Annotated in this window: 9 protein-coding genes; 8 read left to right on the top strand and 1 reads right to left on the bottom strand. The window is 56.2% G+C overall.

Going from position 1 to position 13,384, the window contains the following annotated elements:
- Window positions 1-35: 35 nt before the first annotated feature.
- Window positions 36-1,424: an MFS transporter gene (locus VV869_RS02090; protein ID WP_337733355.1), complete on the bottom strand. Its 1,389-nt coding sequence runs from the start codon at window positions 1,422-1,424 to the stop codon at window positions 36-38.
- Between the two features lie 392 nt (window positions 1,425-1,816).
- On the opposite strand from VV869_RS02090, the gene VV869_RS02095 reads away from it, so the two are divergent.
- The 8 genes from VV869_RS02095 (at window position 1,817) to VV869_RS02130 (ending at window position 13,381) form a co-directional block, all read left to right on the top strand.
- Entirely contained in the window at window positions 1,817-3,046 is a 1,230-nt protein-coding gene (locus VV869_RS02095) for an ABC transporter substrate-binding protein (RefSeq protein WP_337733356.1), read from the top strand.
- A 2-nt stretch (window positions 3,047-3,048) separates the two neighbouring features.
- Complete coding sequence (locus tag VV869_RS02100; RefSeq protein WP_337733357.1) at window positions 3,049-5,427, top strand: ATP-binding protein; 2,379 nt, start codon at window positions 3,049-3,051, stop codon at window positions 5,425-5,427.
- The gene (locus VV869_RS02105; RefSeq protein WP_337733358.1) at window positions 5,414-6,682 is read left to right on the top strand and encodes a sigma-54-dependent transcriptional regulator; all 1,269 of its coding nucleotides are present in this window, start codon (window positions 5,414-5,416) and stop codon (window positions 6,680-6,682) included. Before VV869_RS02100 ends, VV869_RS02105 begins: the two co-directional genes overlap by 14 nt.
- Before the next feature lie 390 nt (window positions 6,683-7,072).
- On the top strand, window positions 7,073-8,893 hold the full coding sequence (locus VV869_RS02110) for a methyl-accepting chemotaxis protein (protein ID WP_337733359.1): 1,821 nt from the start codon (window positions 7,073-7,075) through the stop codon (window positions 8,891-8,893).
- Window positions 8,894-8,982: 89 nt separating this feature from the next.
- Window positions 8,983-9,798, top strand: a complete 816-nt coding sequence (gene rlmA / locus VV869_RS02115; RefSeq protein WP_337733360.1) for a 23S rRNA (guanine(745)-N(1))-methyltransferase — start codon at window positions 8,983-8,985, stop codon at window positions 9,796-9,798.
- Window positions 9,799-9,955: 157 nt separating this feature from the next.
- Window positions 9,956-10,921, top strand: a complete 966-nt coding sequence (locus tag VV869_RS02120; RefSeq protein WP_337733361.1) for a ChaN family lipoprotein — start codon at window positions 9,956-9,958, stop codon at window positions 10,919-10,921.
- Between the two features lie 532 nt (window positions 10,922-11,453).
- A complete protein-coding gene (locus VV869_RS02125; RefSeq protein WP_337733465.1) occupies window positions 11,454-12,359 on the top strand; it encodes an ABC transporter substrate-binding protein in 906 nt (301 codons plus the stop codon).
- 86 nt (window positions 12,360-12,445) lie between these two features.
- A complete protein-coding gene (locus tag VV869_RS02130; protein WP_337733362.1) occupies window positions 12,446-13,381 on the top strand; it encodes an ABC transporter permease in 936 nt (311 codons plus the stop codon).
- Window positions 13,382-13,384 lie beyond the last annotated feature (3 nt).

Here is a 13,384-nt window from a genome sequence, read left to right on the forward strand (position 1 = left end):
GCGGCGAGCACCGCTACTTATTGCAAGGAAAAACGTTACTTCGCAGTTGCCGGCTCACCGGAATCTACCGCATCGATATCCGTCACTTTCTTCGCATTCCAAACCGTCAAGGCCAGGAACAAAGAGACCACAGACGCCCCGAGCCAGAAATACTGCGCCGAGCCGAAGTCGTACACTTTGACGGTCTCGCCCGCTTTGTTCACCACTTCGGTCACGGTGATCAGGTGAGCAGAAATCAGCTCCTGAGCCGACGCAGCCATGTACGAAAACAGACCAATGAACCCTTTCACCGCACCCACGGCATTCTTCGGCATCAAGTCACAAGCAGTCAGACCCGCCAGGAACACCACCAGGCCGCCGATGGCATAACCAATTAAGCCCAGCGCGACAGCATCCATCATCCGGCTTTGCGGGCCGAAGAACAGCAGGGTCATCCCGGCGATGTTGGCAATCCCGTAAAGCAGCGTCGGGATGTGGCGATTGGCATTAAACACTTTATCGGAAATGATCCCGGACAGAATCGCACCGGCCAGACCCGCAATCGGATAAGCGGACATGGCAAAACCGGCATCAATCAGGCTATAGCCTTTGGTTTCTTGCAGGTACAGCACGGCCCAGGAAGAGATCGCATAACGCGAGGTATACATCGCCGCACACGCCAGGGCTATCAACCACACAACCGGCTGTTTCAAAATGAACACTTGTGCCCGACGCGTCTCTTTCGGATCGTTCGCCTTCTTGATTTCCGGCTCCTCACCAAACGCAGTCGCCGCATCCGGCAGACCGTAGGTTTGCGGACGGTCACGCAGCACAAAGAACATGCACAGCGCAGCCAGGACCGCAGCAATACCCGCGCCGATGAAACCAGCACGCCAGCCGAAGTAGCTCACCATTGTCGCTGTCAGGATCCAGGTGATCCCTTCACCGATATTCCGGGACCCGCCCCAGATGGAATAGCGGCTGCCGCGTTGCTTCGGTGAGAACCACTGGAAAAGAGAGACACAAGACGGCGCTGAACCCACCGATTGGAACCAACCGTTTAAGCCCCATAGCAGCACAAAGAAGAAGGCCGCAGAGTTCATCCCCATCGCGACAGCCGTGAGGCCCGACAGCAACAAAGAAACCGACATGAAACGGCCGATATTGGCATAGTCCGATAAGAATCCGTTCGAAAACTTACCGATGGCATAAGTGAAGAAGAAAGCGGAGCCCATTATCCCCAGCTCAGCTGTGGTGACAATTTCGGCATCGAGCATGGGTTTTTTCACCACCCCCAGGCTCATCCGCACAACATAGAAAACTGCATAACCAAAAATCAGCCCTAAAAAGACGGACCATTGATGGCGTTTAAAGGTTGCCTGGATTGCATCCGCGCTCCCCGCCATGACCGGCTTATCGGGTCTTGTCTTAAAGAAATTAAACATATTCATCTCCGTGTATTATCGGGCTCCCTGATGAGCAAGAAGCCGTTCGATGTGCTCGAGATGGATAATATGTGCCTGCATTTGGGCTGCAACTGAGCGGATTTGGGAAAGTTCTTTCCCAAATTTGTTTTTCACATGGGGCAATAAAGGGCATTTGATATCATGCGCAGTAGCAAGATAGACGATAATACAATCAGGCGATCGCGAAAATGTTCCCTGCCGGACGCATTCGCCCCGCACAGTTTTTTCAGATGATTTGCTGAACTTTGATAGTGCGCACAATTCCCTTATTTTTACTATTGATTAAGCAGCCCGATTTCGTTGCTGCCGCCGTGATGCTCGACATGAAAAAAACGATTTTAGCAATGTGCTTCTCTGTGATGGTGAGTCTCATGCCATCGGTTGCCCTGGCAGCAGAAAGCAAACCCATCGTCATCTTAACCACATTCTCTGAACGCTCGATTGCACAACTGGTGGAACGGTATCAGGCCCAGTTTCCAGGCACCGAAATCCGGGTCATCTTCAGACGTACCCAGTCTGCCCACCGGCTTTTGAACAAAGAAGATGCGCAGAATATTGATATCATTATTTCGTCATCTCCCACGTTATTTAACCGCTTGTCCAACAACGAGCAATTAACCGCCCTTTCCCAGGGCCGGAAGGTACCGGACTGGCTTCAACCCCATGTTCTGGATATGTCCGGGAAGGTCTCGGCATTCGGGTATTCCGGTGCCGGCCTGATGTACAATCGCCAATACCTGGACAGTCATCACCTGTCGCCGCCGACATCCTGGGAAGATCTGGCCCAAGCCCGCTATTACCACCATATCACCATGAGTACGCCGTCACGCTCCGGCTCGACCAATCTGATGGTGGAGAATATCCTTCAGTACTACGGGTGGGAGGCCGGATGGCGGCTGCTGATGCAAATCGGCGGCAACATCGCCTTTATCTCATCGCGCAGTTTTGGGGTGAGTGAAGCGGTATCGAAAGGCCTGATCGGGGCCGGGCCGGTTATCGACAGCTACGGGATCCGAAGCCGCAATCGCTTCGCCTATATTGGCTTCCGGTACCTGCCGAACGCGATCCTGATGCCGGCCTATATTGGCCTGTCCCGCAAAAGCCACGCGCTTGAAACCAGCCGCCGGTTTGTCGATTTCCTGCTCTCGCAACCCGGGCAGCAATTTCTGGAAACATCGTCTATGGCAAAGCAGTCACTGAACCAACCCGAGCTTGCTTTGAAGACCACATTCATCCTGGATAAAGAAGTGGTCTACAACCGGGAACCACTCATCGCGCAACTCTTTGACCAGGCCATTACCCACCAGCTTCAGGAGCTCAACAGCATCTGGAAAACCATCCATCAACTGGAAGCTAACCGCTCGTCCCTGTCTGTCCCTCATCAACAGTTGCTGGACGAGGCGAAACACTTGGCAAGCCGTGTACCGGTGACGGCTGCCCAGGCTGGCGACCCGGCCTATCTGGCGCTGTTTCAGAACGAACGGGGCAAGCGGATGATGGATCCGGCCGTCACCCAAGAGCTCCAGCAGTGGAAGCGCGCGCTCGCTCATAACCTGCGGCAGGCAAACCTGCTGCTTGATCAACTCAGCCCGATAAACTGACCATGCGATATCGATTAAAAACCATCGGCTCACGGCTCATTGCCGCCTTTACTTGCGTGCTGTGCATCGTCGGTCTGGTCAGTGCCGGGGCTTTCCTCACCTGGCAGGCTCTGGACCGCCAGGTGGCCCGCATGCTCGACAACAGTATCCCGGCCTTGAAAGCCAGCTATCAGATGGAGCGCAACAGTGCCGAGCTGCAAGCCTACCTGCACGAGATCCATACCACGCCAAATCTCAGCCAGCTCAAACAGATCCATGCCGGTTTGCATAAAGAGATGAATCAGCTCAACCTGACCATCGCCACCATTGTCGGTTTACCGCAGGTCAACGAGCTCCAGCAGGAATACCAACGGTTGGCAGGAGATATTCAGGCCTACACCGACACCCTGAAACAGAAAATCATCTTGAACCAGGCCCTGAATAAGCAGACTGAAATGCTGCTGTGGCTGCATCAGGATCTGGTCGATGAACTGACGCCGTTGAACAAAGAGCTGGAATGGCAGATCATCAACGCCAGCAAGTCGCAGCTGAGTGATGAGAAACACGATCTGATCAGCCAGGATTTTTCGACCCTGCAACAGTTGACCTTTAATGAAAATGCCCTGGTTTCCCTGATCCAGGAAATCATCCGGCAGCCCAAACAGCGGGATTTGAACAGCACCTTTCAGTTTATCGGGTATAAAACCGAAGAGCTCCGACAGCTGAGTGACGACCTGCAACATAATGCCGCCAGTATTGCCCAGCACCAAATCATGCTGGAGATCATCGCCATCGTCCAACCGGAAGGCAAACTCCACCAGCTGCTGCGGGAAATGAATACGATCACGCTCCAGGCCGACACCCACCAGCAAGCCATCAAATTCCGGCTCGCTGCCCAGCAGCAGCAAATCAAACAGCTGGTGGCCCACACCAGCCGGGATCTGGCCAGCATCAAACAGGAGGCCAAACGCACCGTCAGCGCGGGCAACCTGTGGCTCTTGATTATGCTGACCTGCGCCTTGGTGAGCAGTATTTTTATCTGCACCTATTTTGTCCGCAAACGGATTGTCGCCCGCCTGTCTGATCTCAGCCGGGATCTCAATGCCGTCGTGACCGGCGACGTCGCGCTGTCCGTCTCGGTCTCCGGTCAGGACGAAATCGGGAAATTGGGGGATGATCTCCGCCATTTCTGCAAACAGCGCCGGGAAATGGAAAAAACCAATGCCCTGAACCTGATCAACAATACCCAGGCCAGCCTCATCACCTGTACGACCCAGGGGATCATTGAGTCGATGAACCACCGGGCCACGGAGCTATTTCCGCAGTTATCGACCGATGGCACGACCTCGGAATCGATCTGGGAACTGTTTCCCGCCCAACAGCGCGTGCAGCTCAAAAGTATCTTTACCCAGAACAGTCCCTTGCTGCGCAGCAGCGCGGACAAGCTCACGCTCCCGATCACCAACGAGCAGGCGCAGACCCGCTATTTCCGGCTCGACCTCCGCCTGTTCCGTCAGAATTCGGTGCCCAAAGTAATTATTACCCTGACGGACATTACCGAGCAGGAAAATATTGCCCGCTGGCTGGAGCGCAAAGTTCAGGAAAAGACCCGGTCATTATCCGCCGCCAACCTTGCCCTCCAGGAGGAGATCGAAGAGCGCAAGCGCACCGAGGCCGTTTTGGTTACCACCCAGGATGACTTGATCCAGGCCGCGAAAATGGCGGTGGTCGGCCAGGCCATGACCACGCTCGCCCATGAAATGAACCAGCCGCTGTCTGCCCTTTCCACCTATATTTTCACGGTGAAAATGCGTTATCCGGCGGACGCGTATGCTGAACTCAACCAGACCATGGATAAAATGAATGAGATCTGCGAGCGTATGGATCACATCATTGCCAATCTGCGCAGTTTCTCGAAAAAGACCACCGCTTCGCATCCCGTCGGCCCGATCAATCTGTGCCAGGCGACACAGCACGCCATTGACATCGTCGCGTGCAAGGCCCAGCAGCACAATATACAGCTTCAAAGTCACCTCGCCCCCGACTGTACCGCACTCGGCGAGGCCGTCCAGGTCGAGCAGATCCTGGTGAACCTGCTGATGAACAGTTGCGACGCGTTGGCTCCGCTAGTCAATACGCAGGGCAAGGTTGAAGTGCTGGAACTCTCCCGCACCGAGCACACCCTCACGCTCGCCTGTTGTGATAACGGCCAGGGTTTTGACCACACAATTATTTCTCAATTGTTCACCCCGTTTACCACCACCAAAGAAGTTGGTCTGGGCCTCGGGCTCAGTATCTGTCGGTCCATCATGAACCGGATCAACGGTTCGATTTACCTGGCTTCAACCCTCAGCGGCGGGGCTATGATTATTTTGGAGTTTTCAACTCATGATGCTCAGTAATGACTACCAAGTGATCCTCATCGATGACGACCAGCACGTGCTGGACGCCTGCCAGCACCTGTTAGAGCTGGCGGGCTATAAAACCAAAGCGTTCCTCGACCCGCATCAGGCCCTGGAAATCCTGCACCCGAACTGGTCCGGGGTGATCCTTTCGGACATTTACATGCCCACCATGAACGGGATGGAATTGATCGATAGAGCCAAAGCCATCAGCCCCCATTTCCCGATCATCACCATCACCGGTCACGGCGATATTGAAATGGCCGTCAAGGCCATGCAAAAGGGTGCTGTCAACTATCTGGAAAAACCGCTGAAGCCGGAAAAATTGCTGACCCTCCTGGAGCAAGTGCTCCGGGAAAGACAACAGCACGTGGAACAATGGCAAATCATTGAAAATGAACTGCCGAAACAGCTTCTGGGAAGCAGCGCTGAAATGGAAGAGCTGCGTCACCATGTCAAGCTCCTCGCCTGTGCCGACAAAGATGTGCTGATTCAGGGGGAAAGCGGGAGCGGACGCTACACCACGGCAACGCTGCTGCATCAGCACAGTGCACGGCATCATCAGCCGCTCACCGCCAGCAACGGAGACACCATCCAGGCCGTTGACGAACTGGAAGCGGCCCTGCAGGACGCCAGACACGGCAGCCTGATCCTGCACAATCCGGCAGCCATGCCGGCAGAGGTCCAGCGTTATCTCAGCCACTTCCTACTGGATCAGGAACGCTCCGGAAAGCGTGAGGTCAAACTAATCGCCATTTTTGGTGAAAGCCCGGAGAACGATTTGAAAGAGCATCGTCTGCTACCGGAGTTATTCTACTTTTTAAGCCAGGTACGCTTAAGTATCCCGCCCCTTCGCCAGCATAAAGAGGACGTAATCCCGTTATTTCGCCACTACCTGAAAAACAGCTGTGCCTTACTTGGCAAGCAACGGCCGAAGATCGATAAAGCCTATCTCGATACCCTCAAGCGCCACATGTGGCCCGGTAATATCCGGGAGCTGAAAAGCACCGCGGAGCTTTATGCGATCGGCATCGTTAAACTCTCGAGCACCGAGCGGACAACACCGATCGAGCAATTGACCAGCCCCTTGGATGATTTGGTTGAACAATACGAGAAACAGCTCATTGAAGATGCCCTGTACCTGTATGCAGGGCGAATCAATGACGTAGCGGATTATCTGAAAATCCAGCGGAAGAAACTCTACCTCCGGATGAAAAAATACGGCCTTGACAAAGACAGTTACAAAATTCGCTAACCCGTCAACTCGCTCAGGCACACCGTCCGGTGTGCCTTTTTTGTCCGGCCCGTCCCACAAAGGCCGATTTTCAGTCCATTTTGTCCCTTCTTTTTCCCGGCACCCGGCCATTGCTCTGAGGCAGGTTACAGAAATGCCCGCCGGGCACAGGGCATAATCACCGCAACACCCGTGGCCGAACACGACGCATGTTGCCGCGATTAGCAGACAGCAGACAAGACGCGGGGTGCGTTGGCCATTTGACGGCCAACCCCCGGTTAACGTTGGACGACATTGCGTCGCTTTATCTAGTGTCCGGTCTTGCAGGAGCCAAGCAACGTCTTCCTGCACAGCGGGGCCTCTGTCAAAGCCCCCCAGTTAACCTCCAACTCTCGAAAGGTAAAATATTTGATGAAACTCAGCCCACTGACCCTTCAGGCCAAACTGGCGCTCTTGCTGATCGCCATCATCCTTTCTGTCACCACCTTGCTCTCGGTTCAGGCGACTGCGACCCTGGAACGACACACGACCACCAAAACACACGACATGATGGACAATGTGTCGCGGGTCGCCGCGCAGAACATCAGCGAGTGGCTTTCCGATCGGATCAATGCGCTCAAAACCCTGGCGGTGCCGCAAGAATCGTCCCGTCACCTTGCCGCACTGCAGCAGGCACAGCGTTCGCTGGCGCTTGACGACGCCTACTATGCCAGCGATGAGGGATATTATGTGCGAGCGTTTCCGGAGCGGGTCAAACCAGGCTATAACGCCCTCACGCGTCCCTGGTATCAAAATGCCATCCATGCCTCGGATGTGGTGATCTCCAAACCGTTAGTCGGCAAAAACTCAGGCGTCATGAAGTTCATTCTATCCATGCCGACCACCATCGACGGCACCCCCGGCGTCGTCGGGGCAGCCATTACAACCGACTTCCTAAGTCAGGCGCTGAAACAGTTTCGGCTCAATCCCAGCAGCCACGTCTTTCTGATCCATCAGGACGGCACCCTGATCGCCCATGACAATCCTCAGTTCATCCTGTCGCCGGCCACCCGCCTGGACAGCCAGCTGACCCCTGACGCCATTGCCCGGGCGGCACAGCACAACGACATCCTGAGCGTCACGCTGGATCAGAAACAGCACCTGCTGGCCCTGACAAAAATCAAGCACACCAACTGGTATCTGGCCATCAGCCAGGATTACGACCTGACCTACCACGACTATTACACCCTGATCCAACAGCAGATTCTGGTGTCTGTCGGCCTGACGTTACTGGCCGTCGTGCTGGTCAAGCTCCTGATCCAGGTCATGCTCAAAGGGCTGCGCCAGCTGACGGATGCCCTGGAAGATATCAGCAGCGGCGACGGCGATTTCACCGCCCGCCTGGCTGTCAACAGCCGCGATGAAGTCGGACAGCTGGCCGGCTCATTTAACCAGTTCGTCAGCAAATTGCAGCATATGATGCAAAACACCCAGCAAATCGTCGGGCTGCTCTCCCAGCAGGCCGATACCACCACGGCGGTCAGCCAAATGTCTGCGGCCACCGAGAACATTACCGGCTATGCCGAGCATACGGTGAATGAAATCCAGCAAGCCCGGACGGTGGCCGATGCCGGTTTCCAGCAAGTGTTACAAAGCCAGCAGTCGATCAACCAACTGGCCTCGGAGCTGAACCAGACCAGCGCGACCATCGACCAGCTCAACCTGCAGTCACAGAATATCTCGAAGATCCTGCTGACCATCCGTGAAATCGCGGAGCAAACCAACCTGCTCGCCCTCAACGCCGCCATTGAAGCCGCACGGGCCGGCGAACAAGGGCGCGGATTTTCGGTCGTCGCCGACGAGGTCCGCATCCTCAGCCAGCGAACGCACACGTCCACCCAGGAAATTCAGAAGATTATCGAAGTGCTGCAAACGACCACCCGCCAGGCGGTGAAGCATATGGAGCAGAGCCAGCGGATTGCCCAAGTGAGTGTCAGCGATTCCGAGCAAACCAGCACCAACCTGCAAACCATCGCCCGCTCGGTCACCACGATCACCGATATGGCGATGCAAACGGCCAGTGCCGCAGAAGAGCAGCACCAGATGTCCCGGGATATCACCGACAATACGGAAGCATTGAAGCACACCGCCAACCAGATCGCCGAAGATACCCAGACCAGCCATCAACAGGCCACCACGTTACGGCGACTGGCGCATCAGCTCGGGGATGAAATCAAGCAATACAAACTCTAAGCCCCGGGGCGGCAGGGGCATTCAGACCTTGCCGCCCCTCACGCCGGTGATTACAATGGCGGCTGTGTTTATCATCCCCGGTTTTCCCCATGTCTTACCAATGCCCTTTATGCCACGCTCCCCTCAGTTCTGAGGGCAACCAGTGGCGCTGCCACAACAATCACCAGTTTGACCAGGCCAAAGAAGGTTATGTCAACCTGATGCCGGCGCACCATAAGAGCTCGAAAAATCCGGGTGACAATAAAGAAATGATGCAGGCCCGGCGCCAGTTTCTGGAAGCCGGCTACTACGCACCGCTCCGCGAGGCAGTGATTGCTCAGCTTGCCCGCCACCTGCCGGCCAACAGCACCCGGCTGCTGGATATCGGCTGCGGTGAAGGTTATTACACCGCCGGGTTTGCCGGTGAGGCCGTCGGCCATCCCGGCCTTGAAGTTCACGGACTGGATATTTCCAAAGTTGCGGTGCGCTACGCCGCCAAGCGCTATCCGGCGTGTCACTTCTGCGTCGCTTCCAGCCACCGGCTGCCGTTTGCCGAGAACTCGCTGGACGGTATCGTCCGAATTTACGCCCCCTGCAAGGCCGAAGAGCTGAAACGTACCCTCAACAGCGGCGGCATTGTGCTGACGGTCACCCCGGCAGCGCGCCACCTGTACCAGCTCAAAGCACTGATTTACGATGAAGTACGGCTGCACGATGTGGCCCCGGAGCAGCTCGACGGCTTCACCCTGGTCGAGGAGCAGCAACTGCACGATACGCTGAGCCTGTCCGGGGAAGCGGCAACCGCCCTGATGCAGATGACCCCGTTTGCCTGGAAAACCAGCGACGCCGTCTGGCAACAGCTGGCGGCCAGCGCGGACTTCCTATGCGAGACCGACTTTATGATCCGGGTCTATCGCAAACAGTAAGCTTATCGACAAGGGGTCCCGGCCCCTTTGAAAATAATTCTCACTTCGATTGCGTTCCTTTTTTTTCTCCCTTATGATCCCGCCCCGTCTACAGTTATTGCAGCAGCGCCAGCGCTCGCAGTTCATTGCCTGCGCTTTTAACCCCAATGGTGATCTCATGAAAAAATGGCTTTCCCTCGGACTGGCAGGCTTCCTGTTCGGTTGCAGCACAGAGCCAACGGCGACGCCCACCGCTCCGCTTCCGCAGACGTTTTACGATTACAGCATCACCTCGCCGCAAGGCACGGCGCTGACCCTGCCGGAGCTGGCCCAGGCGCTGCAGGACGCAGACATCATTCTGGTCGGGGAATGGCATGGCCACCCGGGCGCACACCTGATGCAAACCCAGTTGTTTGCCGCCCTGTATGCCCAGAGCCCGAACCTGGCCCTGTCGATGGAGCAGTTCACCCGGGATAAGCAAACTGTGGTCAACCAGTACCTGGCCGGCGAGATTGGCGAGAAAACCCTGATCCAAGAAGGCAATGCCTGGCCCAACTACACCGGCAGCTACCGCCCGCTGGTGGAATTTGCCAAGCAACATCAACTGGATGTGATCGCAGCCAATGCCCCCAAATCGATTGTCCGTTGCATCGGCAAGTTCGGCCCCGACTATCTCGACCGCCTGCCGGCGAACGAGCGCCCGTGGGTCGCCCGGATCCTGACCCTGACCCCCGATGCTTACCTTGAGAAGTTCAACGCATCGATGCACCACGGTGATGAAGCCAAAACCCGCCGCCAGTTCGCGGCGCAAACCGCCTGGGACGACACCATGGCCGAGAGTATGGTGAACTACCTGGCGCGCCACCCGGGCAAACAAATCATGCATATTGCCGGACGGTTCCATGTTGCAGAGGGGCTGGGCACCGCCTCACGGATCCAGTCACGAAACCCGAAGCTGAAAGTGGTGATGGTCACCCCGATCACCGAGCAGACAGAATGGAATGCTCAGGCCCCCGACTACCGGGTGACCCTGCAGCCCCTGCCCACCGCTTATATCGATCAAGACAAAATGATGGCGGCCATGGGCCAGATCCATCGCCGCAATGACTCGCTCCAATGCTATCCGGAGCAACCCGCCCGCTAATCCTGTGGCAAGCTGACCCTTGTCCATCTGGCCGCAGGCACGCCTGCCTGCGGCAGTCCCCGGATAACCGGTACATCGCCCTGGCTAAAGAAAGCTGGCCGAATTAGCAGGCCAGATAAGCCACCCATTGCACAGCAAACCTTGCAAAGTTACGGCTTTCTTCCTATGTGCGCCCGGAGCGGGCCGGATCACCCGACAAATTCCAAATAAGAATATTCAACCAAGGTTGTCAGAATTGCTCGAAAATTGAACTGTTATTTACATCAATAGCAGAGACTTCATTTTTAACACTCCAGAATATCAGCACAAACACCCTGAATTTTGTTTACTTTTTGTTAAAATATAGATGTTCTTTCTTTCAACATTGCGCTAAAACAATATTCCGAGGGAACCCACTTTATAACCACGCTATTCCCCCGCGCCGTACTACATTACCTGGCAAGGAGCTTGTGAGATGGAATTCAAGAAAAATCCGATAAATAAACTATTTACTGCCGCCTGTGTTGCCACGTCCCTGGCTCTGACCGCGCCCATGGCACTCGCCGATGTCGCCAAAGTGGCGGTATCGCAAATTGTTGAACATCCGGCACTTGATGCTGCGCGCGATGGTCTTTTAGACGGCCTGAAACAAAAAGGCTATGTCGAAGGTGAAAACCTCGAATTTACCTATCAAACTGCGCAGGGCAACCCGGCGATCGCCGTTCAAATTGCCAAGCAGTTTGTCGGAGAACGACCGGATGTGCTGGTGGGTATTGCCACACCAACCGCGCAAGCGCTGGCTGCGGCCACCCGTTCGATTCCGGTGGTATTTACCGCCGTCACCGATCCACTCGGGGCCAAGCTGGTGAAAGATATGAACCACCCCCAACGCAACGTGACCGGCCTGTCCGATCTGTCGCCGGTCGCCCAGCATGTCGATCTGATGAAAGAGCTGCTGCCTGATGCCAAACGCATCGGGGTGGTCTTCAATCCGGGCGAAGCCAATGCGGTTGCCCTGGTCGAACTGCTGCGTGAAGCGGCCCATGCCAAAGGGCTGGAAGTCGTTGAAGGCACCGCGCTCAAGAGTGCCGATGTTCAGGCTGCCGCACAGATTGTCGCGGCTAAGGCTGATGTGATTTACGCTCCGACCGATAACACCGTCGCCAGTGCCATTGATGGCCTGGTCAATGCAGCCAATCAGGCCAATAAGCCGATTGTCGGCGCTTCAACCACCTATATCGAAAATGGTGCGCTGGCCGCGCTGGGCTTTGATTACTACCAGGTTGGTGTCCAGACCGCGGAGTATGTGGATGCCCTGCTGAAAGGTAAAAAAGTGGCGGATCTGCCGGTCCGCGTGGCTAAAGGCTCTGATCTGGCCCTGAACCAGAAAGCAGCGAAAAAGCTCGGGATCACCTTCCCGGAATCCGTGCTGACGCGTGCGACGTCCGTCACCAACTAACCGCAGGGATGATCTGATGGCAGGGACCGTGCCGCCGGCGGGTTCCTGCTCAGCCCTACAGAAATACAAAGACAAGGAGAATATGGATGTCTTTCTTTGCCTTGCTGGGTACCCTGGAAATCGGCCTGGTCTACGGATTGGTCGCCCTCGGGGTCTACCTGACCTTCCGGGTTCTGGATTTCCCTGATTTGACCGTCGACGGCAGTTTCCCGATGGGCGCTGCCGTGGCCGCCACCGCCATCGTCGCCGGGATCGATCCCTGGACCGCCACCTTGCTGGCCATTCTGGCCGGCGGCCTGTGCGGTCTGGTGACCGCCTTTCTCGCCATTCGCTGCGGTATTCTGCACTTACTGGCCAGTATCCTCACCATGATCGCCGCGTTCTCGATCAACATTCGGATCATGGGCCGTCCGAACCTGGCGCTGCTGGGGGAAGATACCCTGTTTACGCCGTTCGAAATGCTGGCCTTTGATGCCGGACTCGATTCCAGCCTGATTCGCCTGCTGGTGGTGCTGGCCCTGGTGATCGGCAGTGGCTGGCTCGTGACCCGCCTGCTCGGCAGTGATTTCGGCCTCGGCCTGCGCGCCACCGGCGTCAACAGCCGCATGGTCAGCGCGCAGGGCGGCAACACGGCCCTGTACACCTATTTTGGCCTGGCGCTGTCCAACGGCCTGGTCGGTTTCTCCGGCGCGCTGTTTGCCCAGACCAACAGCTTTGCTGATGTCACTTCCGGGGTCGGGACCATTGTTGTCGGCCTGGCGGCGGTGATCCTGGGACAAACCCTGATCCCCGGCCGCAAGATCTGGGTCGCGGTGGTCGCGGTGATCCTCGGCTCTGTGCTGTATCGCCTCGCCGTGGCCTTTGCCCTGAGCAGCGGCATGTTCGGCCTGCAGGCCTCCGATCTGAACCTGATCACCGCCCTGCTGGTGGCTGTCGCCCTGATTGCCCCGAAAATGAAAACCCGCATTAAGCGTAAGAGCAAGCAACCGGCCCGCACAAAAAAGCTGGCTGAACCACAGTGAAGG

Origin of the sequence: Photobacterium sp. MCCC 1A19761, assembly GCF_037389125.1 — a bacterium.
GTDB lineage: Bacteria > Pseudomonadota > Gammaproteobacteria > Enterobacterales > Vibrionaceae > Photobacterium.

Excerpts from the sequence above, each read along its gene's own strand:
- VV869_RS02090 (WP_337733355.1), bottom strand. The coding sequence starts at position 1,424 with ATGTTTAATTTCTTTAAGACAAGACCCGATAAGCCGGTCATGGCGGGG.
- VV869_RS02110 (WP_337733359.1), top strand. The coding sequence starts at position 7,073 with ATGAAACTCAGCCCACTGACCCTTCAGGCCAAACTGGCGCTCTTGCTG.
- VV869_RS02095 (WP_337733356.1), top strand. The coding sequence starts at position 1,817 with ATGCCATCGGTTGCCCTGGCAGCAGAAAGCAAACCCATCGTCATCTTA.
- VV869_RS02130 (WP_337733362.1), top strand. The coding sequence starts at position 12,446 with ATGTCTTTCTTTGCCTTGCTGGGTACCCTGGAAATCGGCCTGGTCTAC.
- rlmA (WP_337733360.1), top strand. The coding sequence starts at position 8,983 with ATGTCTTACCAATGCCCTTTATGCCACGCTCCCCTCAGTTCTGAGGGC.
- VV869_RS02125 (WP_337733465.1), top strand. The coding sequence starts at position 11,454 with ATGGCACTCGCCGATGTCGCCAAAGTGGCGGTATCGCAAATTGTTGAA.
- VV869_RS02105 (WP_337733358.1), top strand. The coding sequence starts at position 5,414 with ATGATGCTCAGTAATGACTACCAAGTGATCCTCATCGATGACGACCAG.
- VV869_RS02120 (WP_337733361.1), top strand. The coding sequence starts at position 9,956 with ATGAAAAAATGGCTTTCCCTCGGACTGGCAGGCTTCCTGTTCGGTTGC.
- VV869_RS02100 (WP_337733357.1), top strand. The coding sequence starts at position 3,049 with ATGCGATATCGATTAAAAACCATCGGCTCACGGCTCATTGCCGCCTTT.